The 24939-nt window shown below is 69.0% G+C and carries 24 protein-coding genes; 13 read left to right on the forward strand and 11 right to left on the reverse strand.

Features of this window, described 5'->3' with window-relative positions; translation table 11 throughout:
- Position 1: 1 nt before the first annotated feature.
- The 4 genes from CSX12_RS06255 to CSX12_RS06270 all read left to right on the forward strand — a co-directional run bounded on the left by CSX12_RS06255 (position 2) and on the right by CSX12_RS06270 (position 5148).
- Positions 2-1075 carry a glycosyltransferase gene (locus CSX12_RS06255; RefSeq protein WP_124895216.1) on the forward strand — a complete coding sequence of 358 codons (1074 nt, stop codon included), beginning with the start codon at positions 2-4 and terminating at the stop codon, positions 1073-1075.
- Between the two features lie 284 nt (positions 1076-1359).
- Complete coding sequence (locus CSX12_RS18595; RefSeq protein ID WP_206427142.1) at positions 1360-3399, forward strand: hypothetical protein; 2040 nt, start codon at positions 1360-1362, stop codon at positions 3397-3399.
- 128 nt (positions 3400-3527) lie between these two features.
- Positions 3528-4388, forward strand: coding sequence for an ABC transporter permease (locus CSX12_RS06265; protein ID WP_225855793.1), 861 nt, complete (start codon positions 3528-3530; stop codon positions 4386-4388).
- A 7-nt stretch (positions 4389-4395) separates the two neighbouring features.
- The gene (locus CSX12_RS06270) at positions 4396-5148 is read left to right on the forward strand and encodes an ABC transporter ATP-binding protein (RefSeq protein WP_164479543.1); all 753 of its coding nucleotides are present in this window, start codon (positions 4396-4398) and stop codon (positions 5146-5148) included.
- Here CSX12_RS06270 and CSX12_RS06275 read toward each other — a convergent pair.
- The 5 genes from CSX12_RS06275 to rfbA are packed head-to-tail and all read right to left on the reverse strand — an operon-like array spanning position 5145 to position 10635.
- Positions 5145-6041, reverse strand: coding sequence for a glycosyltransferase (locus CSX12_RS06275; RefSeq protein ID WP_164479544.1), 897 nt, complete (start codon positions 6039-6041; stop codon positions 5145-5147). The genes CSX12_RS06270 and CSX12_RS06275 overlap by 4 nt on opposite strands.
- Positions 6038-7345: a UDP-glucose/GDP-mannose dehydrogenase family protein gene (locus tag CSX12_RS06280; protein ID WP_124895219.1), complete on the reverse strand. Its 1308-nt coding sequence runs from the start codon at positions 7343-7345 to the stop codon at positions 6038-6040. The genes CSX12_RS06275 and CSX12_RS06280 overlap by 4 nt, the downstream gene beginning before the upstream one ends.
- A 4-nt stretch (positions 7346-7349) precedes the next feature.
- Entirely contained in the window at positions 7350-8771 is a 1422-nt protein-coding gene (gene rfbD / locus CSX12_RS06285; RefSeq protein ID WP_124895220.1) for a dTDP-4-dehydrorhamnose reductase, read from the reverse strand.
- The gene (gene rfbB, locus CSX12_RS06290) at positions 8768-9766 is read right to left on the reverse strand and encodes a dTDP-glucose 4,6-dehydratase (protein WP_124895221.1); all 999 of its coding nucleotides are present in this window, start codon (positions 9764-9766) and stop codon (positions 8768-8770) included. The genes rfbD and rfbB overlap by 4 nt, the downstream gene beginning before the upstream one ends.
- The gene (gene rfbA, locus CSX12_RS06295; RefSeq protein ID WP_124895222.1) at positions 9763-10635 is read right to left on the reverse strand and encodes a glucose-1-phosphate thymidylyltransferase RfbA; all 873 of its coding nucleotides are present in this window, start codon (positions 10633-10635) and stop codon (positions 9763-9765) included. Before rfbA ends, rfbB begins: the two co-directional genes overlap by 4 nt.
- 133 nt (positions 10636-10768) lie before the next feature.
- Between rfbA and CSX12_RS06300 the strand changes: the two genes are divergently transcribed.
- From CSX12_RS06300 to CSX12_RS06310, 3 genes are read left to right on the forward strand one after another with little or no spacing between them, the layout of a single operon-like run.
- Positions 10769-12706 (forward strand): DUF6541 family protein, encoded by a 1938-nt coding sequence (locus tag CSX12_RS06300; protein ID WP_124895223.1) that lies wholly within the window; start codon positions 10769-10771, stop codon positions 12704-12706.
- 16 nt (positions 12707-12722) lie between these two features.
- Positions 12723-13463, forward strand: a complete 741-nt coding sequence (locus CSX12_RS06305; protein ID WP_124895224.1) for a glycosyltransferase family 2 protein — start codon at positions 12723-12725, stop codon at positions 13461-13463.
- On the forward strand, positions 13460-13840 hold the full coding sequence (locus CSX12_RS06310) for a DUF2304 domain-containing protein (protein ID WP_124895225.1): 381 nt from the start codon (positions 13460-13462) through the stop codon (positions 13838-13840). The genes CSX12_RS06305 and CSX12_RS06310 overlap by 4 nt, the downstream gene beginning before the upstream one ends.
- A gap of 7 nt (positions 13841-13847) precedes the next feature.
- Here the strand turns inward: CSX12_RS06310 and CSX12_RS06315 are convergent, their stop codons facing one another.
- Positions 13848-14855 (reverse strand): glycosyltransferase, encoded by a 1008-nt coding sequence (locus CSX12_RS06315; protein ID WP_124895226.1) that lies wholly within the window; start codon positions 14853-14855, stop codon positions 13848-13850.
- A gap of 103 nt (positions 14856-14958) precedes the next feature.
- On the opposite strand from CSX12_RS06315, the gene CSX12_RS06320 reads away from it, so the two are divergent.
- From CSX12_RS06320 to CSX12_RS06330, 3 genes are read left to right on the forward strand one after another with little or no spacing between them, the layout of a single operon-like run.
- Complete coding sequence (locus CSX12_RS06320) at positions 14959-15909, forward strand: glycosyltransferase (RefSeq protein ID WP_164479545.1); 951 nt, start codon at positions 14959-14961, stop codon at positions 15907-15909.
- On the forward strand, positions 15906-17135 hold the full coding sequence (locus CSX12_RS06325) for a hypothetical protein (RefSeq protein ID WP_124895228.1): 1230 nt from the start codon (positions 15906-15908) through the stop codon (positions 17133-17135). The genes CSX12_RS06320 and CSX12_RS06325 overlap by 4 nt, the downstream gene beginning before the upstream one ends.
- Positions 17132-17866, forward strand: coding sequence for a glycosyltransferase (locus tag CSX12_RS06330; protein WP_225855794.1), 735 nt, complete (start codon positions 17132-17134; stop codon positions 17864-17866). Before CSX12_RS06325 ends, CSX12_RS06330 begins: the two co-directional genes overlap by 4 nt.
- Here CSX12_RS06330 and CSX12_RS06335 read toward each other — a convergent pair whose 3' ends face one another.
- From CSX12_RS06335 to CSX12_RS06355, 5 genes are read right to left on the reverse strand one after another with little or no spacing between them, the layout of a single operon-like run.
- Entirely contained in the window at positions 17867-18754 is an 888-nt protein-coding gene (locus tag CSX12_RS06335) for a glycosyltransferase family 2 protein (protein WP_124895229.1), read from the reverse strand. It lies immediately after the preceding gene.
- A gap of 37 nt (positions 18755-18791) precedes the next feature.
- Entirely contained in the window at positions 18792-19661 is an 870-nt protein-coding gene (locus CSX12_RS06340) for an NAD-dependent epimerase/dehydratase family protein (protein ID WP_164479546.1), read from the reverse strand.
- Positions 19662-19695: 34 nt separating this feature from the next.
- On the reverse strand, positions 19696-20718 hold the full coding sequence (locus CSX12_RS06345) for a glycosyltransferase (RefSeq protein WP_124895231.1): 1023 nt from the start codon (positions 20716-20718) through the stop codon (positions 19696-19698).
- Positions 20715-21545 carry a glycosyltransferase family 2 protein gene (locus CSX12_RS06350; RefSeq protein WP_124895232.1) on the reverse strand — a complete coding sequence of 277 codons (831 nt, stop codon included), beginning with the start codon at positions 21543-21545 and terminating at the stop codon, positions 20715-20717. The genes CSX12_RS06345 and CSX12_RS06350 overlap by 4 nt, the downstream gene beginning before the upstream one ends.
- Complete coding sequence (locus CSX12_RS06355; RefSeq protein ID WP_225855795.1) at positions 21542-22102, reverse strand: GtrA family protein; 561 nt, start codon at positions 22100-22102, stop codon at positions 21542-21544. Before CSX12_RS06355 ends, CSX12_RS06350 begins: the two co-directional genes overlap by 4 nt.
- A gap of 142 nt (positions 22103-22244) precedes the next feature.
- Here CSX12_RS06355 and glf point away from each other — a divergent pair, with 142 nt between their 5' ends.
- The 3 genes from glf to CSX12_RS06370 are packed head-to-tail and all read left to right on the forward strand — an operon-like array spanning position 22245 to position 24939.
- Positions 22245-23381, forward strand: a complete 1137-nt coding sequence (glf, locus tag CSX12_RS06360) for a UDP-galactopyranose mutase (protein WP_124895233.1) — start codon at positions 22245-22247, stop codon at positions 23379-23381.
- A 32-nt stretch (positions 23382-23413) separates the two neighbouring features.
- On the forward strand, positions 23414-24205 hold the full coding sequence (locus CSX12_RS06365; protein ID WP_124895234.1) for an ABC transporter permease: 792 nt from the start codon (positions 23414-23416) through the stop codon (positions 24203-24205).
- Positions 24205-24939 (forward strand): ABC transporter ATP-binding protein, encoded by a 735-nt coding sequence (locus CSX12_RS06370; protein ID WP_192576734.1) that lies wholly within the window; start codon positions 24205-24207, stop codon positions 24937-24939. Before CSX12_RS06365 ends, CSX12_RS06370 begins: the two co-directional genes overlap by 1 nt.

Here is a 24939-nt window from a genome sequence, read left to right on the forward strand (position 1 = left end):
CATGGGTGCTCGACTGCGTGTTGTTCTGGATCAGCTCGTGCAGATCGTCGACCCCGACCAGGCTGCCGCGTCCGTGGATCTGGCGGCGGGACTGGTCGCGACGGCTCCCTCCGGCTGCACGGTCGAGGCGATCGTCCCTGCCGGCGCGTCCGTCCCCGTGGCTGGCGTCTCGGAGGTGCGCACGCTGAGCCTCGGGCGCCGCGAACTCGCCGCGTCCTGGCAGCTCGGCATCGCCCCGGGGGTCGGCGGGGGCCTGATCCACGCACCGACGCTGATGGCGCCGCTCGTGCGCCACGACCGGCTGCACGACAACGACCAGACCACTGTGACCCTGTGGGACCTGCGAGCCTGGGAGGCGCCCGATCAGCTGTCGAAGGGCACGGTCGCCTGGCAGCGGGGCATGCTCCGCCGTGCGGTCAAGCATGCCGACGCGGTGGTCGTCCCCTCTCATGCCATGGCAGAGAGACTGAGCGAGCTGGCGCGCCTGGGCGACCGGGTCCGTGTCATCGCCGGTGCTCCTCCCCGCGGCTTCGCTGCACCGACCGACGCGGTGCGACGGCGAGCAGCGCTGTCCCTTCCGGAGGAGTACGTCGTGCTCGTCGGGTCGCTGGCGACGCTGACCGAGGGCTTCCGCGGCGCGATCGCCGCTGGTCTCGATGCCGTCGTTCTGGACGCGCCAGAGGGTTCGGAGCCGCGCTACGCCGAGGTGGCCTCGGCGGCCGGACTGCCCGAGCGGCGCGTGCATGTGCGGGGTGCTCTGCCCGTCGAGGACCGCGCCGCCGTCCTGGCAGGCGCGTCGGCCTTCGCGGCGAGCGACCCGGTGGCCGGCTGGCCGTGGCGGGCGATCGAGGCGATGGTCCTGGGCGTGCCGGTCGTGGCGGTCGACAGCGGATCGCACGGTGATGTGATCGCCGACGGCGGGATGCTGGTCGCGGCCGAGGACCTCGCGGAAGCGCTGTCCGAGGCCGCGAACGCGGCGGCCGAGCGGTTGCGCGTACTCGGGTTGGACCGCGCCAGAGCCTTCTCCTGGGCGAGTTCGGCCGAACGTCTCTGGGGCCTGCACGCGGACCTCTGATTCGCTGGGAGCAGCCTGCGCATCCCTGCGACACGCCGACGGATTGCGTCTCAACTGTCGTAACAGTGGCATCATCCCGCAACTTCCGTCACACTGGTCACATGTCTCGACGTGCCCCACGCTCTCGAAACACACCGAGGACCGCCCCACTCCTCGTCTGTTTCCTCGCTGTCTCCGCCCTGCTCCTCGGCACGGCGGTCCCCGCCGCCGCTGCCTCGGCGTCCACCTCCTCGAGCAGTGCCGACCTCGCGCGCGCGTCGGTCCAGCCCGCTTCCGGGGGGATCGTGAAGACCACCCTCGCCGGGTTCAATGCGGGGAACATCATCAGCGACGCCGTGTTCACCAACAAGAGCACGATGACCGAAGCGCAGATCCAGAGCTTCTTCAACGGCAAGGTGGCGCGCTGCCTGGGCGGTCGTGACGAGAACAACGAGCCGATCGTGTGCCTCAAGGACTTCCGCATGAACACGGTGTCGCGCCCAGGCGACGCGTACTGCTCCGGCTATTCGGGAGCGGCGAACGAGTCAGCGGCGCGGATCATCTACCGCGTGGCACAGGCCTGCAACATCAACCCGCAGGTGCTGATCGTGATGCTCCAGAAGGAGCAGGGTCTCATCACCCACACCTGGCCGAGCGCGTGGCGCTACCGCATCGCCCTCGGGCAGGGATGCCCGGACACGGCGCCGTGCGACCCCAACTACATCGGCTTCTTCCACCAGATCTACGGCGCAGCGCGTCAGATGCAGATCTACATGGAGGGCCGCTGGTTCCAGTGGTACGCCCCAGGGCGGACCTGGAACATCCTCTACAACCCGAAGGCCTCGTGCGGCTCGTCGCCGGTGGCCGTCGCCAACAAGGCCACCTCCGCGCTGTACTACTACACGCCCTACCAGCCGAACGCCGCCGCCCTCCGGGCCGGCTACGGCACCGGCGACGGCTGCTCGGCATACGGCAACCGCAACTTCTACAACTACTTCACGGACTGGTTCGGCAGCACGCAGGGCATCAAGAGGCCGGACGGTCCCATCGTCAACGTCGGCAAGGACATCTACGCGATCACCAACGGCACCGCGTACCACGTCACGGCCGATGTCTGGGGCCAGTACAAGGCCGCCTTCGGCGACCCGGCGCCGACGACGAACGACCACATCGGGTCGCTCCGGCAGGGCGGGGCGGCGACCCTGTTCCTGCAGGACGCGTCCACCCTCACGGTGTCGTATCTCAGCGACGGGAAGACGCACCGGTTCCCGACCTGCGACCTCGTCGCGAGCTGGGGATCCAACTGCAACGCGCTCACGAAGTTCGACTCCGACGACTTCCGCAGGCCCGGCGCCGGGCCGGAGATGACCGTGCGGGCGAAGATGGCAGGCGATGCGCGTGTCTTCGTGATCGAGGGCAAGGACCTCGTGCCGTACGGAACCGCGGCAGCGGCGACGGCGTGGGGACAGAACCCGAGCCTCTATGCGGCGACCATGACGCCGGGCGGGGCCTCCAAGTACCGAGCGATCCCGACGCGCTTCGTTCCGGGCGAGTTCATCACGATCGCGGGATCGACCAGGGTGTACCTGCCGACGTCCGACGGGGAGCTGCACTACGTGTCCTCCTTCGACTTCGCCACCCACCTCGGTCTGCCGGTGAAGGTCACGAAGAACGTCGCCGCGACGGCGGTCGCGCAGCATCGGACCACGACGGATCTCAGCCGCTTCGTCTCGTGCGACGGTCGCGTGTACTTCGCTGCGGGCGGCACGCTCTGGCGCGTGGCTTCCTCGGGCGGGTTCGGAGTCGCGGCGGTCGACGCCCGGACGTGTGCGCTGCTGCGGATCGGGAACGACACGGCCTCGCCTCTCTTCGTCAACGGCGCCGGCGACAGCGCCATCCACATGGCGACGGGCGGAGTCTTCCGCCACGTCGCCAACCCCGCGACGCTGACGGCGCTGAACGGCCCCGGCGCCGTGCGCGTGGTGACCCTGGCGGCGGCTGACATGGCCGCCCAGCCGAAGGGGACGATGCTGCGCGCCGACATCGGCTTCGTGGTGACGCCGGGCGACGGCCGCGTTTACCTCGCGGATGCGGGACGCCTGATCTACCTCAACTCCTGGCTCCGCGCCGACGATCTGGGCCTCCCGAGGCAAGCCGTGGCGATCTCCGACGCGGCGGGCGCGGCGATGCCCAAGGCGGGGACGGTCACCACGGTCGTCCGATGCAACGGCGTCCTCTATTCCGCCGCCGCAGGCAAGCTGACGATCATCACGGATCCGCGGGGCGTCGCCATCACCGAACTCTCGCCGGCCAACTGCGCGACGCTGAAGCTGCCGACGCGCTGAGAACGGACACAGGAGGACGGGCGAACACCCGTCCTCCTGAAAGAGTGCGCCCAGGATCACCGACTACGATGAAGGGCGGTATGCGTGCCTGCCCGAGGCGCGCGACGAGGAGGCGTGGTGGTAACCAGGTGAGCACAGTCGACGCGCGCTTGTATCAATCTCCCGGGCGCGGACGAGGGGTGCTCGACGTCTTCCGGCGTCGGTACCTCCTGAACCTTCTCGTCCGCAAGGCGACCGCGACTCGCTATCGCAACTCCGTCCTCGGTTGGACCTGGTCCTACGTGAAACCGGCGGCGCAGTTCGCCGTGTACTACTTCGTGATGGGGATCATCCTCAACATCCATCGCGACGTCGACAACTTCGCGATCTACCTGTTCTCCGGCATCGTGATCATCAACCTCTTCAACGAGGGATTCGGCAACGCGACGAACTCGATCGTCGACAACGGAGCGCTGGTGCGGAAGATCTATCTTCCCCGAGAGCTGTTCCCGGTCGCGGCGATCATCGTCGCGTTCGTCCACTTCCTCCCGCAGGTGGCCGTGCTGCTGGCGATCTGTCTGCTGCTGGGGTGGACTCCGTCTCTGCTGGGCATCGCCGCCGTCCTCGCCGGCGTGCTGATCGTGCTCGTCTTCGCGACCGGTCTGGGGCTCTTCTTCGGCGGCATCAACGTGCGCTTCCGCGACGCCCAGAACGTCGTCGAGATCATCCGCATGTTCTCGACGTGGACGTCGCCCGTGCTCTACATGTGGACGCTCGTGATCGACAAGATGCCGCCGTGGCTGTTCCACATCTACATGAGCAACCCGCTGACGGTCGCTGTCGAGTTCTTCCACTACGGCTTCTGGGCGCCGACCGCCTCGTCGACCCCCGGCCTGCCGCCGCACTTCGGCGTGTACGCCGTGGTCGCCGGCGTCGTCAGCCTGATCATGCTCGTCATCGGACAGCTCGTCTTCCGCCGTTTCGAGCGCAGCTTCGCACAGGACCTGTGAGCACAACATGCAAGATCTGATCGCGGTGCAGACCGCCACCCCTCCCACCATCATCGTCGAGGGCGCATCGAAGTACTTCCTGCGGAGGAACTCGCATTCCTTCAAGGAGGCGTTCATCGGATGGCTGCAGAAGAAGAAGGTCAGGACGGATCAGTTCCTGGCTCTCGACGACATCAGCTTCCAGGTGGGGGAGGGCGAATCCGTCGCCATCCTCGGCATGAACGGATCGGGCAAGTCGACGACGCTGAAGCTGGTCTCCGGAGTGCTCGAGCCGGACGGCGGACGGGTGCTCACCCGGGGCAGGGTGGCCGGTCTCATCGAGGTCGGCGCCGGCTTCCACCCGGATCTGTCCGGCCGCGAGAACGTGTATCTGAACGCCGCGATCCTGGGGATGTCACGCAAGGAGACCGACGAGAAGTTCGACGACATCGTCGCGTTCTCCGAGATCGGCGACTTCATCGACCAGGAGGTCAAGCACTATTCGTCCGGCATGTTCATGCGGCTCGCCTTCTCGGTGGCGATCCACGTGAACCTTGACACGCTGCTCGTCGACGAGGTGCTGAGCGTCGGTGACGCCCCGTTCCGTGCGAAGTGCGCGCAGAAGATCAAGGAGCTCACCGCCCGCGGCGTGACGATGCTCGTGGTCAGCCACGACATGAACATGGTCCAGGAGCTGTGCTCGCGGGGGATCGTCATCTCGAAGGGGAAGATGATCTTCGACGGACCGATCACCGACGCCGTCGAGCTCCTGCGCTCCTAGCGGCGCCGGCGCAGGCGGCGCTCGACGCGCCGCCAGAACGAGGAGGCGACGATCTCCTCGCGGATGCCGTTCTCCACGTCGACGAATCGCTGGTCGATGAACTTGGTGAGGTAGAGCACCAGGCCGGTGCCGTTCTCCTCGACCCAGCTCCGCAGGGCCTCCTCGCGGATGCTCGCGTCGTACCGGGCGTGGTCGCTGCGGGCGCCGGCCACGCTGTTCGCCGCGCTGCCAGTGGCGCCGCGACGCTGATGCCAGTAAGCCAGAGGCTGATCGCCGAGGTACTCGAGAGCGCCACGGGAGAGCACCTTCAGGTTGAAGTCCCAGTCGCCGACGACGGGCAGCTTCTCGTCGTAGAGGCCGATCTCGGCGTGCAGCGAGCGACGGTAGAGGAAGCCGATGGGAACGAACCTGTTGAAAAGGAGGGTGTCGGTGAGCAGGGGGGCGGTGAGCTGGGACTGGAACTCCTCGCGCTCCTCCACGACGAAGCGGCCCTGCTCCTCGCGCTCCCAGACGATCTCGATGCGAGAGACGACGCCCTGCCGCTCAGGGTGGGCGTCGAGATACTCGACGGCCCTGGCGAGGAAGTCACGGTGCCAGGAGTCGTCGTCGTCGTGCAGCACGAGGAACTCGCCCGTCGCCGCCAGGACGCCGGCGTTGGCGGAGACCCAGCGACCGCGGGACTCCGGATGGTCGATGACGCGGACGCGGTCGCGATGCGACGGATCGGGGAGCGCGGCGACAAGCGCCGCCACCTTCGCCGCGTCGCCCCCGTCGTTGACGATGATCGCCTCCCAGTCGTCGAATACCTGGGAGGTGATGCTGGAGAGCGCTCGGGTCAGGAAGTCCGGACGGTTCTTCGTTCGGACGACGATGCTCACGCGCGGGCCGGTCATGGGCGCCCCATGCCGAAGTAGGTCCATCCAGCGGCGCGCCAGGCCACGGGATCCAGGCAGTTGCGCGCATCCACGATGGTCCGAGCGGTGGTGGCTGCAGAGACGGTCGCCGGATCGAGGTCGCGGAACTCCCGCCACTCGGTCGCCACGACGACCACCTCGGCGCCGTCGACGGCAGCGAGGACCGATTCGGCGTAGGACAGGTCGGGAGCGACACGCCGTGCCGTCTCATTCGCCGCCGGGTCGAACGCCTGGACGTCGACGCCGGAAGCGTGCAGACGTCGGGCGACATCCAGAGCGGGCGAATCGCGGGTGTCGTCGGAGTCGGGCTTGAACGCGAGTCCGAGGACCGCCACCCGACGGCCCTCCGGGGCGCCGTCGAGGGCCGCCACGACGAGGTCCGCGACACGTTGCCGGCGGCGCAGGTTGATCGCGTCGACTTCGTGCAGGAACCGCACGGACTCGCCGACGCCGAGCTCCTCGGCACGCGCGGCGAACGCCCGGATGTCCTTCGGCAGGCATCCGCCGCCGAATCCGATGCCTGCGTTGAGGAACCGGCGACCGATCCGTGCGTCGAAGCCGATGGCGTCGGCGAGCTGGGTGACATCGGCGCCGGTGACCTCGGCGATCTCGGCCATCGCGTTGATGAACGAGATCTTCGTGGCCAGGAAGGCGTTGGCCGAGACCTTCACGAGCTCCGCGGTCGCGTAGTCGGTGACCACGCGCGGTGTGCCGGACTCGATCGCCGGCCGGTAGATCTCGTCGAGGACGGCGACGTCCGCGGCGGACGCGTCATCGCTCTCGACTCCGTACACGAGACGATCCGGTGCCAGGGTGTCCTGGATCGCGAAACCCTCGCGGAGGAACTCCGGGTTCCACACCAGCCGTGCGCCGGTGGGGCGGATGGCATCGGCGACGCGCCGGGCCGTGCCGACCGGGACCGTGGACTTCCCGACGACGAGATCGCCGGGGGAGAGGACGGCCGTGAGGGAGGCGATCGCGCTGTCGACGTAGCGCAGGTCCGCGCCGTCGCCGTCGGCGCTCTGGGGGGTGCCCACCGCGATGAAATGCACGGTCGCCTCGGATGCCGCGGCGAAGTCGGTCGAGAACGTCAGCGTGCCGCTATCGCGCGCCTGACCGAGGAGGTCGTCGAGACCGGGCTCGAAGAACGGCGCCTTCCCCGATGCGAGCATCGCGATCCGGTTCTCGTCGACGTCGATCCCGACCACCTCGTGGCCGAGCGACGCCATCGCCGTCGCGTGCACCGCCCCGAGGTATCCGCAGCCGATGACGCTGAGTCTCATTCCATCAACCCTTCAGGCCTGCGACGTAGGCGCGCAGTGATTCTTCCGCGTCGGCGGGCGAGAACCCGGCCGAGACGATCTTCGTGAGGTCGAGGACGCTGTTGCGCGGCCGAGGGGCGACCGGCCCCGCGGCGGTGGCGAAGTACTCGTCCGTGCTGACCGGGGTCACGCGGTCGGGGTCGTGGCCGGCCAGCCGGAACACCTCGCGCGCGATCTCCGCCCAGGACGAGGCGTCGCCCGATCCCGTCACGTTGTAGACGCCGAACGGGGCGTCCGTCTCGACCAGATGCGCGATCGCGTCCGCGATGTCCGACGTGAACGTGAGGCGTCCGACCTGGTCGCCCACCACACGAGGGTCGATGCCCCGCTCGGCGAGCGAATGCATGGTGCGGACGAAGTTGCCGCCCTCGCCGATCACCCAGGAGGTGCGGACGATGTAGTGCCGCGCGGCCGTCGACGCCGCGAGGTCACCGGCGGCCTTGGTCTGACCGTAGACGCCCAACGGGCGAAGCGGGGCGTCCTCGGTGTAGGCGCCCTCGAGGGTGCCGTCGAAGACGTAGTCGCTGGACACGTGGACGAGTGTGATGCCGTTCTCCGTCGCGACGCGGGCGAGCGCTGCCACCGCCGTCGCGTTGGCAGCCCAGGCCTGCTCGCGCCCCTCCGGGGTCTCCGCCTGATCGACGGCCGTGTAGGCGGCCGCGTTCACGATGAGTCCGTAGTCCCGCCAACGGCGGGCGTCGGCCAGATCGGCAGCCGTCACGTCGATGTCCTCGCGCGTGGCGTACTCGATGTGCGCGGCGTCGCCGAACCGGGCCCGCAGTGCGAGCCCGAGCTGGCCGGACGCGCCCAGCACGAGGACCCGCTTCGGCGGGATCGGCGTGACCTCCGCGAGACGCGGGTGCGCCTTGTCCTTGGCGGAGATCTCGACCTCGGCGAGGGGGATCGGCCAGTCGATGGCGGCGGTCTCGTCCGCCAGGTTCAGGAACGAGTACGACGCGTCCGGCGACCAGTGGTCGTTGACGAGGTAGGTGTAGGCGGTGTCCGTCTCGAGGGTCTGGTAGGAGTTGCCGACGCCGCGAGGGACGAAGATCGCCCGCGAGGGGTCGAGTTCCGTCGTGAACACGGTCCCGAAGCTCGGGCCCTCCCGCAGATCGACCCAGGCGCCGAAGATGCGGCCGGTCGCGACGGAGACCCACTTGTCCCACGGCTCCGCGTGGATGCCGCGCGTCGTGCCGATGGCATCGTTGAACGAGATGTTGTTCTGCACCGGCCCGAAGTCCTCGAGGCCGAGTGCGGTCATCTTCTCGCGCTGCCAGTTCTCCTTGAACCAGCCGCGGGAGTCTCCGTGGACGGGCAGCTCGAACACGACGAGACCCGGGATGGGCGTCTCGATCCGTTCGAGCGACTTCCCGAACGCCGTGCTCACTGGCCCTTGCCCGCGTAGAACGCCTCCACGGCGTCCTTGCTGGGCGCCCACCACGACTCGTTGTCGCGGTACCAGTCGATCGTCGCCGACAGGCCGGCCTCGAAATCGGAGAACTGCGGGCGCCAGCCGAGTTCGGTGCGCAGCTTGGTCGAGTCGATCGCGTACCGCAGGTCGTGTCCGGCACGATCCGTCACGTGGTCGTAGGCGTCCGCCGGCTGACCCATCATCGTCAGGATCAGCTCGACGACGTCCTTGTTGTTCCGCTCACCGTCTGCGCCGATCAGGTACGTCTCGCCGATCGCACCCTTGTCGAGGATCGTGAGCACGGCGGAGGAGTGGTCGTCCGCGTGGATCCAGTCGCGCACGTTCTCCCCGGCACCGTAGAGCTTCGGGCGGATGCCGCGGAGCACGTTGGTGATCTGACGGGGGATGAACTTCTCGACGTGCTGGTAGGGGCCGTAGTTGTTCGAGCAGTTCGAGATCGTCGCCTGCACCCCGAACGAGCGGACCCAGGCCCGGACCAGCAGGTCGCTGCCGGCCTTGGTCGACGAGTACGGCGAGGACGGGTTGTACGGGGTCGACTCGGTGAACCGCTCGGGGTCGTCGAGTTCGAGGTCGCCGTACACCTCGTCGGTGGAGATGTGGTGGAACCGGCGGTCGTGCCGGCGTGCGGCCTCGAGCAGCGTGTACGTTCCGATGATGTTCGTGTCGAGGAACGGACGCGGGTCGTTCAGCGAGTTGTCGTTGTGCGACTCCGCCGCGTAGTGCACGACGGCGTCGGCGTCGGCGAAGAGCTGGTCGACGAGCGTCGCATCGGTGATGTCGCCTTCGACGAACGTGACGCGGTCCTCGGGGAGGCCCTCCAGCGACCGGCGGTTGCCGGCGTAGGTGAGAGCGTCGAGGACGGTCACGTGGTGATCCGTGTGACCGACGACGTGGTGGACGAAGTTGGAGCCGATGAAGCCGGCGCCTCCGGTGACGAGCAGGCGGCTCATGCGTGTCCTCTCTTCAGGATGTCGAGCAGGTAGACCCCGTACCCCGACTTGACCAGCTTCTCTGCGCGCTCACGCAGCTCGTCGTCGCTCAGGAAGCCCTGACGCCACGCGACCTCCTCCGGAACGCCGATCTTGAGCGCGGTGCGCCGCTCCATGGTGCGCACGTACTCGGCGGCGTCCGTCATCTGGTCGAAGGTCCCGGTGTCCAGCCAGGCAGTGCCCCGCGGGAGCACCTCGACCTGGAGCTTGCCGCGCTCCAGGTAGGCGCGGTTGACGTCCGTGATCTCGTATTCGCCGCGCGCGCTCGGCGCGAGGTTGCGAGCGATCTCGACCACGTCGTTGTCGTAGAAGTAGAGACCGGGCACGGCGTAGTTGCTCTTCGGCTGTGCCGGCTTCTCCTCGAGCGACACCGCGCGGCCCTCGTCGTCGAACTCGACGACGCCGTACGCCTGGGGCTCGCCCACCCAGTAGGCGAAGACCGCGCCGCCGTCGATGTCCTCGAACCGCTGCAGGCGGCTGCCGAGTCCCGGGCCGTAGAGCAGGTTGTCGCCGAGGACCAGGGCCACCGAGTCGTCTCCGATGAAGTCCGCCCCGATCGTGAAGGCCTGCGCGAGCCCGTCCGGCGACGGCTGCTGCGCGAACTGCAGGTTGATCCCGAACTGCGATCCGTCGCCCAGGAGCCGCTCGAAGTGCGCGGCGTCATGCGGGGTCGTGATCACGAGGATGTCGCGGATCCCTGCGAGCATGAGCGTCGACAGCGGGTAGTAGACCATCGGCTTGTCGTACACCGGGATCAGCTGCTTCGACACTCCGAGAGTGATGGGGTGCAGACGTGTGCCGGAGCCCCCGGCGAGAATGATGCCTTTCACGCCTCTATGTTGTCACACTGTTCCTGGAACCCCGGGGCGCGAGCGGTAAGCGCTCTCATGCGGTGCTGCACGCAGGGGATCGACAAGCGTGCGGGCTATCCTGATTCGGTTGTCCGCGAGAGGTCTGGAACTAATGGGAATGCTCGAACTGCTGTGGCCCGCCGTCGTCCTGGTCGCGGTGTACGCGCTTCTCGGCGGGTCGCTGGCGTGGGTGATCGGGCTGCGCGGGCTGTGGGCGGTCGCCGCGGCCCCGGCCTTCGCGACGACGGTGATCGGCGGCGCGAGCGTGGTCGCCGGCTGGCTCGGCCTCGGCTGGTCGATCCTGCCGAGTCTCATCCTGACCGTCGTGATCGGCGTCGGGGTCGTGCTCGTGCGCCGCAGGACGGCATCGCCCGTCGCGTCGCCCAGATCCTTCTCGCCGTGGTGGACCGTGCTCGCCGTCGGCCTGGCCGCGGTCGTGATCGGCTGGCAGACGCTGTCGGTCATCGGCGGTCCGACGGCCATCTCGCAGACCTTCGACAACGTGTTCCACCTCAATGCGATCCGCTACATCCTCGACACCGGGGCCGCCTCGCCGCTCGAGCTCGGACAGATGACCAGCCCCAACGGGGGAGTGCCGTTCTACCCCTCCGTGTGGCACGCGACGGCCGCCATCGTCGCCCAGCTCAGCGGCGCGAGCATCGCCACCGTGGTCAACGCCCAGACCCTGGTGATCGCGGCCGTCATCTGGCCGTCGGGCGCTGTGCTGCTTTCCCGGGTGCTCGGCGGCGCCACAGCCGCCGTCACGGTGAGCGCCGCGATCGTCAGCGCGTCGGTGCCCATGTTCCCGCTGCTCCCCATGGACTACGGCGTCCTCTACCCCTTCCAGCTCGCACTCGCCACAGCTCCGGTCACGCTCGCCGCCACCGCCTCGATGCTCGGCATCGGCTCGTCCTCCGGGCAGCGCGCGCCGGGATGGTGGGCCTTCATCGTGCTCGGCGCGATCCCCGGCGTGGCCCTGGCCCATCCTGGCGGCTTCGTCGCGTGGCTCGCCCTCTCCGTCCCGATGGTCGCGGTCTTCGCCGTCCGCTTCTGGCGCGGTCACGCCCGCGCGGGAGCACGCATCGGTCTGATCGTCGGCGTGCTCGCCTACCTCGGCCTCGGACTCCTGCTCCTCAAGGTCCTGCGCCCGCCGCTGCCGACCCGACTCTGGCCGACCGCGCTCAGTCCCGCCCAGGCGGCCGTCGAGGTCGCCCAGGTGTCGATGTTCTACGGCACGGTGTCGATCGGGGTCGCCGTCGCGATCCTCCTCGGTCTCGTCTGGGCCGTTCGCGAGCGCACCGGCCCCGTCGCGGTCGCCGTGCTGTCCTGGGTGGTGGGTGCCGGCCTCTTCATCGTCGTCATCGCCTCGCCGTTCCCCACGCTCCGCGATGCGCTCACCGGGAGCTGGTACAACAACTGGCCGCGGCTCGCGGCGGTGTTCGGCGTGGCGCTCGTCCCGCTGGCGGCTTTCGGCCTGGCACGCACGGTCCAGGCCGTCGCGCGACGCTGGCGGACCGCTCGCCCCGAGGCCGTGCGGGCTCGGACGATCACGGGTCTGGCGCTGGCGGTCGTCGGTTTCGTCCTGTTCCCGCTCCCTGCCATGCCGCACGCGGTCGAGCAGGCGCACCGGCAGTTCGCACTGACCGACGATTCGGCTCTGGTGAGCGCGGACGAGATGGACCTGCTCGAGCGCATTCCCGAGCACGTGCCCGCGGGGGAGACGATCGCAGGCAACCCGTACACCGGCACCGCCCTGGCCTATGCGATCGGCGGACGGCCCGTCCTGATGCCGCACATCCTGGTCGACGTCTCCGAGGACGCGCAGACGGTCAACGACCATCTCGCCGATGCCGCGACGCAGCCGTCGGTCTGCGACGCGCTGCGCGCCACCGGGGTCGGCTTCGTGCTGGACTTCGGCGAGCGTGAGGTGCACAACGGCTCGCACCCCCTCCCCGGCCTCGACGAGCTCGCGGATTCCGGGGTGGTGCGCCTGGTGGACAGCCAGGGCGATGCCAGACTGTACGAAGTGACCGCGTGCGGTCTGGGCTGAACTCGGAGATCCTGACATGACCGACAACACGCGTGCGAACCGCGTTCTCGTCCTCGTGCCCGCGTGGAACGAGGAACGCAACGTCGGAACCACCGTGCGGGAGATCCGTGCCGCGTCGTCGCGCTATGACGTCGTCGTGATCGACGACGGATCGACGGACGCGACGGCCGCGGTGGCGAGGGACGCCGGCGCCGCCGTGCTCTCCCTGCCCTTCAACCTCGGCGTGGGCGGCGCGATGCGCACCGGATTCACCTACGCCGCCAGGGAAGGCTACGGAGCCGCCATCCAGGTCGACGCCGACGGGCAGCACGACCCCGTCGACATCGAGCGGGTGCTCGCCGGCCTCGACCGGGCCGACATCTCGATCGGAGCGCGGTTCTCCGATGTCGGCGACTATTCGGTGCGCGGCCCGCGCCGGTGGGCCATGGTGTTCCTCGCCTCCGTGGTCTCGCGCATCGCGAAGACCCGCCTCACCGACGTGACGAGCGGATTCCGTGCGGCCAACGCCCGAGCGATCGACCAGTATGTGCGCTACTACCCGGCCGAGTACCTGGGAGACACGCTGGACTCGCTCGTCGCCGCCCTCCACGCGGGACTCACCGTCACCCAGGTCGGGGTCGCGATGCGTCCTCGCGTCCACGGGAACCCCAGCCAGGGGCCTCTCGGCTCCACGGTCTACCTGCTCAGGTCCGTGTTCGCGCTGATGCTCGCCGCGATGCGACGGACGGGATCGCGAGCAGGGGAGCCCCGCGCATGATCGTCTTCGTCGGCATCGCCCTCGCCATCCTGATCCTCGTGGTCGTGCTGTGGATGCTGCTCACCCGCAGGCTGCGCGAGAAGTACGCCGTCCTGTGGCTGATCATCGCCGTGTCGGTGCTCATCGTCGGGCTGTTCCCCGGCCTCCTCGCAGGTCTGACAGCCTTCCTCGGCGTGCAGGTGCCCTCGAACCTGCTCTTCGCGACCGCGATCCTCCTCCTTCTCGGAGTCTCGCTGCACCTCTCCTGGGAGTTGAGCCAGGTCGAGGAGGAGACGCGACGCCTCGCGGAGGAGTCGGCGATCCTGCGGACCCAGCTCGACCGGCTCGAGAGCAGGACCTCTCGCCTGGAGGGCCAGCGACCCGACGACGTCGACTGACGGCCGCTCAGACGCCCGACGTCCGCCGCACGGCTCGGCGCCCGCCGGTGATGGCACCGCAGAACCAGCTCGCCCGGTACTCCACGGCGAATCGGGGCGGCACGATCTCCCGCCGGCGCGCTTCGCGGAGGAGGGCGGACACCGCCGTCAGGCGCCGGGCATGCCCGAAGGCGCGATCGCGGCGGACGTCGATGCGGTCGGCGGGAATCCGGGAGTCGAGGGTGTCGACCATCAGCTGGCGCCATCCCACGTAGGTCCAGAACGTCATCCTCGCGACCGCGAACGGGGAGCGGGAGCCCTCGAAGCGCTCGGCCTGGCCGAGGACGTTCGCCACGGAGGTTCGGATGCTGCCGCCGCCGAGACGGCTCGGATCCCCGAAGACGTTGGCGTCGTGCTGGACATAGTCCTGCACGACGTCGTCCACGATGCGGGTGCCGCGGTGAGCGGACGCGACGACGGCGAGCCAGTGATCGTGCGTCGCGACCCTGGTCGATGCGCGCGGGAACGGAAGCGCTGTGGCCAGCAGCTCCGGTCCGAAGAGACAGAGCGAGCCCGTGAACTCGTTGGACAGCAGCGTGAAGAGAGCGCCGTGATCTCGACGCTCTGTGCGGCCCGTCTCCGTCTCCGAGGGGTAGGAGAGGATCCTCGCCTGCGCGGAGACGAGCGACACCTCGTCGAGATGGGGGAGCAGGCGCTCGATCTTGTCGGCGTCCCACCGGTCGTCCTGATCGCACAGCGCCACCCAGGTGCTGTGTTCGGAGACCTCGAGGAGAGCGCGTTCGAAGTTCAGGTAGAAGCCGAGCCGGGTGCCGTCGCCGATGATCCGGAAGCGATCGTCGCCCTCGGTGATCTCCTCGACGAGTGCGGCGACCGGGGCGGGGTCGCTGTCCACGGAGATCACGCACTCCCAGTTCCGCACCGTCTGCGAGCGCAGGGAGTCGAGCTGGCGGCGAAGGAGCTCCGGATCAGGGGAGTAGGCGGCGAGCACGATGGTGCCGAAGGGGGAAGTCGACACGCGAGGGCCTTCCGGGTCTGCGGGGATCGATCAGCGAATGAGGCTAGTCTAAATGCGCCATGCTCCTGTCTCCGCTCCCCGTTCGACGTCCGGTGCGCCTCGGATGAGCGCCGCGCATGTCTGGGCGGTCTTCTCGACCTTTCGGCCCGGTGAAGCCGCCCTCGACGCGGTCGCCTCGGTGACCGCGCAGGTCGAGGGCGTGATCGTCGTCGACGACGGCTCCGGTCCCGCGGCCGACGCCGTGCTGTCGGCGCTCGAAGCGGGCGGCGTGACGGTGGTGCGACGCGGGGCCAACGACGGCATCGCGGCGGCGCTGAACGACGGCATCGACCGCGCCAGAGAGGCCGGAGCGGAGTTCGTGGTCACGTTCGACCAGGATTCCTGGGTCGGGCCGGGCTTCGTGAGCGCCCTGGTGGCGGCTCACGATGCCGCGACCGCTGCCGGCGACCGCGTCGGGCTGATCGTGCCGGAGCACTTCGCCGGGGTGCGGCAGCAGAGGGGGCCCGTCGCCCCGTTCGGCGATGCCGTCAACGTGATCCAGTCGGGGATGCTCATCCCGGCGTCCGTCATCGCCGCAGAGGGCGCCCTCCGGGAGGACTTCTTCATCGACCTCGTCGACACCGAGTTCGAGCTGCGCCTGCGCCGGCGCGGCTGGCGGGTGCTCGCGGCCGGCGGTGTGCGCATGGAGCACGCGCTCGGCACGAAGTACCGGCGTGAGCTGTTCGGCCGGACCGTGGCGCTGCCCGGGATCCCGCCGGAGATCACGCTGAGCACCCCGTTCCGCTACTTCTACCGCCTGCGCAATCGGCTCGTGCTCAACAGGGAGTACTTCGTCTCGGCGCCGCGTCAGATCGCGAGGGATTCGCTGCTCGACGGCATCCATTTCGTCAACGCGGCCTGGGTCGCCCGACCTCGACGTGCGCTGCTGCGGCTGTATCGCGCCGCATTCGTGGCCGCCCTGCGCGGACGCATGGGTCGGATGCCCGCGGCGCTCGCACCCATCGCGGCCGAGATCCGGTGGAGCGCACCCGTGATCGAATCGGAGCAGAGGTGAGCGGCGCCGTCCGCACCGCGGCGGGACGTCTGAGCGGCTTCACCGTCTCGGTCGGCGTCGTGACGCTCATCGGCATCATCACGATTCCGCTGCTGACCGTTGCGCTCGGGGAAGCGACGTGGGGCAGGCTCGCGCTCATCCAGACCGTCTCACAGTTCGGCGGCATCCTCGTCGCCTTCGGCTGGGGTGCGACCGGGGCGGCGACGGTGGCCGGCATCGCGGCGGATCAGAGGCCGGCCTTCTATCGGAGCTCGCTCCGGGTCCGCGCCTTGCTGTACCTGCTGGTAGTGCCCGCCCTCACCATGGTGCTCTGGTTCCTGACCCGCAGTGACGTCCTCATCTTGTTCCTCGGCGCGGCGGTGTACCTGCTGCCGAACCTCGGGGCGACCTGGTACTTCACCGGCGAGGGGCGTCCGATGCGCCTGCTGCTGTGCGACACGCTGCCGACCATGCTCGGTGCCATCGCCGGTGTGATCGGCGCTGTCGTCACCGGCGAGCTCTGGGTCTACATCGTCGCTCAAGGGCTCGGTTTCATGGGCGCCGTCATCCTGGATGCCGTGATCGTCCTCCGCGGCTCCTCTGCGCGGCCGCACCATCGTGTTTCCCTGCGCACGGCGCTGGGGGGACAGCGCCACGCCGTCTCCGCCACGCTCGTCAGCGGCCTCTACGTGATCCTGCCGATGGTGGCGGTGCAGACATTCCTCCCCGCGCTGCAGCCGATGTACGCGATCGCCGATCGCCTGTTCAAGTACGCCTCGGTCGCGCTGCTGCCCATCCAGCAGTATTTCCAGAGCTGGGTGCCCGACCCGGGGGCGGACTTCCGGCGACGAGCGCGGATCGCGACCCTCGCCGCCGTCATCATCGGCGTCATCGGCGGCGCGTGCATCGCCGCACTGAGCCCCTGGGTGTCGACGCTCCTCTCCGTCGGCCGGATCACGGTCCCGTGGGAGGTGTCGCTGCCGCTGGGCGTGGCCTTCGTGGGGATCGCCACGGCGGCGATCGTCGGATACGCCTGTCTCGTGGTCGTCGGCCGCGTGCGGGCCCTGGCGGCGTCGACGCTCATCGGGGCGCTGGTCGGAGCGCCTCTCATCCTGCTCTTCGCGGCCCTCGGATCGGTGCCGGCGGTGGCCTGGGCCGTGGCGCTGTCCGAGCTCTGCGTGGCGGGCTACCAGGTCCTCGTGCTGCGGGCGGAGCTCCGCACGTCCGAGAAGGAGGTCACGGCGTGAGCACGGTGCGCGTGAGCGTCTGCATGGCGACGTACAACGGCGAGCGGTTCCTCGGTCCGCAGATCGAATCCATCCTGCAGGAGCTCGAGCCGCAGGACGAGCTGGTCGTCGTGGACGACGCCTCGTCCGACGGCACCGTCGCCGCGCTGGAGCGGTTCGACGATCCGCGCATCCGGGTGCATGCACGCGCGGACAACCGCGGGTACGTCCGCACCTTCGAAGAGGCGATGGAGCGGGCGACCGGCGACATCCTGATGCTCTCCGACCAGGACGATGTCTGGATCCCCGGCCGCAGGGCGCTGTTCGTCGAGGCGCTGACGAACTCCGCGGTCGCGGCGTCGAACCTGGTGCTGCTCGGCTCGGACGATCCGCTGCCCAATCCGGTCACGAGGCGACCCTGGCGTCTCCGGGCGGCGTGGTCCCGGCAGGGCGTGCGCAACGGGCTGCGGATCCTGGCCGGGATGGCGCCGTATTACGGCTGCGCCATGGCGATCCGCCGCGATGCCGTGGACCGCGTGCTTCCGTTCCCCGCCTACCTGGACGAGAGCCACGACCTGTGGCTGGCGCTCTTCGGCAATGCGCATCGCACGATGACGCACATCGAGGCAGCGACGATCCGCCGCCGGATCCACGACACGAACGCCTCGCCCTCGCGGCCGCGCGGCATCCGCGCCGTGCTGCGGGCGCGGATCATGCTGCTGCGGGCGTGGGGAACGGCCCGCCGCCGCTGATCAGCGCAGGATGTGCGCCCAGAGCGCGCGACGACCGTCGGCGTCTCCGTGACGGACGACGGCGGGCACCGTCGTCAGCGCATGGAGGCGGGCGAGAACGCGCGCTCGGGCGGCCCGCGCCGTCGCCCGCCATCCGTGCGCCTCCGCCCGTCGCGCGGTCTCGAGGAAGAATCGGCGATCGTCCGTGAAGCGCGTCCCGTCCAGGATCGCCTTCTGCGAGGCGCTCTCGGTGTGCCGACGGTAGGCGAACACCTCGTCGTCGATCACGACGAGCGACCCGCCGGCGAAGGCGATGTCCAGGAGGATGGCCAGATCGAGCACGATGGGCAGGTCGTCGCGGAAGTCGTGTGCGCGGATCGCATCCGCGCGGAAGACGAGCGAGGGCCAGTACAGCCAGTTCCCCCGGGTGAGGCTGGTCGCGAGGCGCTCTCCCTGCATCTCGACGTCGCCTGACCGGGTGTCCGGGCGGAGCAGGCGCTGCTTCACCCGATCGACGAGAGGCAGCGAGGGCGCGCCGTGCTCGTCGATGACGCGGACCCCCGGCTGGAAGACGGCGGCCTCCGGGTGCCGAGCGATCGCGGCACGGAGGGAGGCGACATAACCGGGCAGGAGCAGATCGTCGCTGCCGAGCACCATCAGGTGGTCGGCCGTCGCGAGACGCACGCTCGCCCGGAAGTTCTCGATGATCCCGACGTTCTCGTCGTTGCGAACGTAGCGGATGCGCGGGTCGTCCAGTCGGCCGAAGTGCTCCGCCACGCCAGGGTCGGGGTAGGCGTCGTCGATGACGGTGAGACGCCAGTCGCCGTCGCTCTGCGCGCGGACGGATTCCACCGTCCGGTAGAGGAGCTCCGGCTCACCCCAGAACGGCAGCATGATATCGATCGTCATCGCCACCAGCTTACGAACATCGGGGACATCGCGTCGGTCACGGCCGGCCCAGCATGGCGAGCCGTGCCCGCAGCACCCGGTCGAGGCCCTCGGGAAGGGTCGTGGCGACCAGCGCATCCAGATCCGTCCACACCTCTGACCGCACACGCAGGTCCAGGGCCTGGCCCGTGGCCGGTCCCTGGCCGAGGAGGGAGAAGCCGCTGCGGCGTCGCAATCGCCTCAGCTCGCCCAGGATCGCGCCGACCGAGACCGCACGACCGGTGCCGACGATCTTCACGACCGTGGCCCCGGCGGGGAGCAGGCGGGCGCGAGATGCTGCCGCGCTGACCACCGCGGCAGCGTCGTCCTCGAAGATGTAGTCGCGCAGCGTGTCCAGGGACACGTAGATGATCGCGGGCTGCATCGTGATCGCGCTGTCCACGAGCGTCGAGATCAGTCCCTGCTTCTTCGTCAGGTCCTGGCCGGGGCCGTAGAGGTTGGTGAGCCTGCCGATCACGGTGCGCCAGCCCTGCTCGGCACCGCGCTCCGCCGCCAGCGCCTCCATGGCGAGCTTGGCATCGCCGTAGGCGGAGGCCGAGGCGGGGGGAGTGGACTCGCGGTGCGGCGGCTCGACCGCGCCACCGTACGCGCCGCCGACCGACGAGGCGAGGAACAGCACCAGGCGATCAGCGGTCGCCAGCGGTGAGCGCGCCAGCACGTCGAGGAACGCGCCGAACAGCGCGACCTCCGCGAACAGCGACTCCCGCGGGGTCGAGGTCACGCCTTTGCCGGCGCACCAGTAGATCTCGACCGGGCCCGGCACGCGGAGGAACGCCTCGGCGCCCGCCGTGAGCTCTCGGATCGCGCGCTCCGGATCATCCCACGAGACGTCGACGGCGAACGGCGTGTCGGCCCGCGAGCGGGACACGGCCCGGCCGAGGAGTCCGCGGCCGATGATCCATCTACGCGCTGTGCTCGTCACTCGAGTCCCTGGACGTGATCTGCGCGTGTCCGAGCGGACCCGACTGCGGATCGCGGACGATGAGGTAGGTCGGTCGGCCCAGCGCGGAGCTCACCGTCACGCCGAGATACTCCGCGATGATCCCGAGCGCCATGAGCACGGCACCGATCCCGGCGGCCGTGAGCACCATCTGCGACGTCCATCCGGCCGGGATGTCCACGGCGAACGCCCGCATGATCACCAGATACAGCGCGAAGAGGATCCCGCCGGCGAAGAACAGCGCCCCGACGCCCGTCACGAACCGCAGGCCGCGGGTTCCCGAGGTCAGCACCATCCGCCAGAAGTGCGCGAACAGCCGTCGATAGGAGTAGCCGGAGGTGCGCTCGCCCTCGTCGCGGAGCAGCACGGGCGAGGTGACCGTCTTCGCGGACACCCAGCTGAGCGCGACGTCGAGGTAGACACCGGTACCGGCGTACGCGGCGACGCTCCGGGCGATCTCGCCCAGGATGAGCCGGTAGCTGTTGAACTGCGAGGCCTGACCTCCGCCGAGGAAGGACTCCAGGAGCTTCTTCGAGCTCTTCGAGGCCGTGTTGCGGACGAAGCCGTGCGGAGGGCGATTGCTCGGTGCCGCATACACGAGATCGGCCTGCTCCCGCAGCGCGGTGTCGATCATGCCGCCGATGAAGACCGGGTCGTGCTGGCCGTCCTCGTCGAGCGTGACGATCCAGTCGCCGCCCGAGCTGGCGATGCCGGCGAGGGTCGCCGCGTGCTGGCCGAAGTTGCGGCTGAGCCAGACGGCTCGGACCCAGGGCCAGGTGTCCGCGAGACGGCGGATGACCGCAGCCGAGTCGTCCGGGCCCCGGTCGTAGCTCAGGATGACCTCGGTGACCCTGGCGCGATGGCCGTCCGGGGTGGTGAAGTCCTCCGTGAACGGCGCGATGCTCGCCACCAGGTCGTCCAGGGTGCGCTCGCCCTGGTACACCGGGGTGACGACGCTGACACGGTGGATGTAGCTCTCGCTCATCGACTCCTCCATCTGAGTACGAGGTAGGAAAGGCGCCGGAGACGGGCCATCGCGCTGGCGCGGACGTTGCCGATCAGCACATCGGCGCGGGACACCACGGCGGGGTGCCGACGGTGGAGGTCGGCGTGGAAGCGACGGGCCTGATCAGCCTGCGACGCGATGAGCACGGCACTCCACTGCGAATCGGACAGGCGGAACGTCGCACCGACGGTCGTGTCCGGCACGAACTCGCCCGTGAGCAGCACGCGGGAGTACGTCGCCTGGTCGATGAGGTACGGGAACTCGGCGCTCCAGCCACCCGCGCGCTCGAGGACGTCGCGGCGCATCATGACCGAGGCCGGCTCTCCGAACAGATTCGAACCGGCCCGGACGGCCTTGGCCACCGCTCGCGCACCCGGCATCGGTCCGGCGAGGCCTCTGAGGCCCCACCCCGGCATCAGGACGCGGCCGTCGGCGTCCGTGACGTCGCGTCGGCACGCCGTCAGCACCGCGCCGCTGCTTCGCAGGAGCTCGCTCTGTCGAGCGAGGATCCCCGGGCGGAGCACGTCGTCCCCGCAGACGAGTTTGAGGAACTCTCCCGTGGCGGCCTCGGTGACCCGGTTCCAGTTCCGCTCGGCGCCTCCGCCCGCCGGCGTGTCCAGCAGCGTCACACGAGGGTCGTCCGCATACCGGTCCATGACCGCGCGCGTGGCGTCGGCCGATGAATGATCCGCGACGATGAGCTCGAAGTCCACGCCCTCCTGTGCGAGCACCGAGTCGATGGTCTCCTGGAGGGTGGCGGCGTTGTTGTAGGCGGGGACGACCACACTGACGGTCGGCGCGGTCACGGGGTGTGCTCCTTTCGACGGAAGGAGAAGCGGCTGTGGCCGAAATAGCTCACCAGCGTCGTCACGAACACGATGAGGGCCTGGGCCACGATCGGCTCCAGATGTGCGAACTCCACGAGCAGAGGAAGCAGGACCGCGTTGATGCCGAGCGAGACGAGGTAGACGGTCTCGAAGCGGACGAGGTCGGTCCACACGTGACCGCGGACGCGGAACACGAGCCGGCGGTAGAGCACGAAGGCGCACAGGACGCTGGCGACATGCGCGAACAGCAGCGTGACCATGTAGCCCCAGAGGCGGCCCACCGTGATGTCGAAGAGCGCGAACCAGACGAATCCGACGACCGTGTTGATCACGCCGACGAAGAGGAAGGCGACCCGTCGGTCGCGGAACAGTCGGAGCAGCGGACCATCGGGGCCGGTCATCCCGGCGATGGAGCGGTCCTCGACGACCTCCTGGTCGGAGTCCGGATCTGCCATCTCGTCGCCGTGTCGCGCATCGCTCATCGGCTCGACCACCTGCCCTGCACTCTCGCTCGTCACCGCGGTGCCGGTGCTCATCGAGCGTACCGCATGGTGTCAGGGCGCTCCCTGACAGGGGAGGACAGTCGTCGCAGGTAGCATGGGTACGCTATCGGCTCCGCGACGCCGGGGCGCGCCACGACGGCCGCCTGCGCGTGATCCAGACAGGAATGATGCATCAATGGACCTCCTCATCGTCGGCTCCGGTCTCTTCGGACTCACCATCGCCGAGCGGGCAGCCGCGGCCGGACGGAAGGTGACGATCCTCGAGCGACGCCACCACATCGGCGGCAACGCGTACAGCGAGGCGGAGGCGACGACGGGCATCGAGGTCCACCGGTACGGCGCGCATCTGTTCCACACCTCCAACGCGACCGTGTGGGAGTACGTCAACCGCTTCACCACCTTCACGAACTACGTGCACCGGGTCTACTCCGCGCACAAGGGCGTCGTCTACCCGCTGCCGATCAACCTCGGCACGATCAACCAGTTCTTCCAGGCCGCCTACAGCCCCGCCGAGGCGCGCGCGCTCATCCAGGAGCAGGCGGGCGAGTTCGACCCCTCGTCGGCGAGCAACCTCGAGGAACGGGGTATCGGTCTCATCGGCCGCCCGCTGTTCGAGGCCTTCATCCGCGACTACACCGCCAAGCAGTGGCAGACCGAGGCCAAGGATCTCCCCGCATCGATCATCAGCCGTCTGCCCGTGCGCTACACCTACGACAACCGGTACTTCAACGACACCTGGGAGGGCCTGCCCACCGACGGGTACACCGCCTGGCTGGAGCGCATGGCCGACCACCCCAACATCGAGGTCCGCCTGTCGACCGACTTCTTCGACGAGGCGCAGCCGCTGAACCGCGCGGCGGTCGTCGGACAGGTCCCCATCGTCTACACCGGTCCCGTGGACCGGTACTTCGACTACACCGAGGGCGAGCTGAGCTGGCGGACCATCGATCTCGAGGAGGAGGTCCTCGACATCGGCGACTTCCAGGGCACGAGCGTGATGAACTACCCGGATGCGGACGTGCCGTTCACGCGCATCCACGAGTTCCGCCACTTCCACCCCGAGCGCGCGGATCGCTACCCGAAGGACCGCACGGTCATCATGCGCGAGTTCTCCCGGTTCGCCGGACGTGACGACGAGCCGTACTACCCGGTCAACACGGCGACGGACCGCGAGCGCCTCCTGGCGTACCGCGAGCTCATGGCGGGGGAGAAGGACGTGCACTTCGGCGGACGCCTCGGCACCTACCAGTACCTCGACATGCACATGGCCATCGGGTCGGCGCTGTCGATGTGGAACAACACCCTCGCCTGACCCGCGACCGGATCGATTCTGAAGGGGACCGGATGAGTGCGACGTCGATCGGCGCGCCTGGCTCGGCACGGCGGTACCTCCACTCCCTGTGGCTGCTGTCCTCCCGCGACCTCCGGGTGCGGTATGCCACGAGCTGGCTCGGCTACCTGTGGTCGATCCTCGACCCGCTGCTGATGAGCCTGATCTACTGGTTCGTCTTCACGCAGGTCTTCGAGCGGACCGTGGGGGAGCAGCCCTACATCGTCTTCCTGATCACGGCCCTCCTGCCGTGGGTGTGGTTCAACTCCTCGGTGTCCGATCTCACGAAGGCCTTCAACCGCGACTCCAAGCTCGTCCGCTCGACCTCGATACCCCGATCGATCTGGGTGAACCGGATCGTGCTGAGCAAGGGGGTGGAGTTCCTGTGCTCGCTGCCCGTGCTGGCGGTGTTCGCGATCTTCTCCGGTGCCACGGTCTCCTGGCAGCTGGTGTGGATCCCCGTGGCACTGATCCTGCAGGCGGCTCTGCTGGTCGGTCTCGGTCTGCTGATCGCGCCGCTGTGCACGCTGTACGCGGATCTCGAGCGCACCACGCGTCTCATCCTGCGCATCCTGTTCTACGCCTCGCCGATCATCTACGGCGCCGCGGATCTCCCGGGGGCCTTCAAGGACATCGCGGTGTTCAACCCGCTGTTCGGGATCTTCAGCCTCTATCGCGTGGGGTTCTTCCCCGATCAGTGGAACACGGCTGCGGTGATCGGCGCTGTGCTCATGACCCTCCTCATCCTCGTCGTCGGCATCACCGTGTTCCGCCGACTCGAGCCCGCCGTGCTGAAGGAGCTGTGATGACCGCGATCGAAGTGGTGGGGCTCGGCGTGCGCTTCCGTCGCAACCGGCGGGGAAGGCGCACGTTCAAGGACATCTTCGGCAGGCGAGGCCGGGGCCGGCCCCCCGGCGAGTTCTGGGCGCTGCGCGACGTCTCCTTCACGGTCGCGCCCGGCGAGTCCATCGGCGTGGTCGGACGCAACGGGCAGGGCAAGTCCACGCTCTTGAAGCTCGTGGCCGGCGTCCTGCTGCCGGACGAAGGACGAGTGGTCGTGCACGGCGGCGTCGCGCCGCTCATCGAGCTCACCGGAGGCTTCGTGGGCGATCTGACCGTGCGGGAGAACGTTCGCCTGACCGCCGGTCTGCACGGGATGAGCCGCGCGGAGATCTCCCGCCGCTTCGACGACATCATCGGATTCGCCGAGCTCGAGGACTTCCTGGACACGCCGTACAAGCACCTCTCGAGCGGCATGAAGGTGCGGCTCGCGTTCTCGGTCGTCTCTCAACTCGAAGAGCCGATCCTCCTCGTCGACGAGGTGCTCGCGGTCGGCGACAAGGCCTTCCGCGAGAAATGCTACCGCCGGATCGACGAGCTGCTCGCCGACGGGCGCACGCTCTTCTTCGTCAGCCACAACGAACGCGACCTGCGCCGATTCTGCGCGCGCGGGCTGTACCTCGACAAGGGCCGCCTCGTGCTCGACGGCCCCATCGGCGACGTGCTCGACAGGTACAACGCCGACAACGCGCCCGCCTGA

This window comes from Microbacterium sp. Y-01 (assembly GCF_003856715.1).
Classification (GTDB): domain Bacteria; phylum Actinomycetota; class Actinomycetes; order Actinomycetales; family Microbacteriaceae; genus Microbacterium; species Microbacterium algeriense.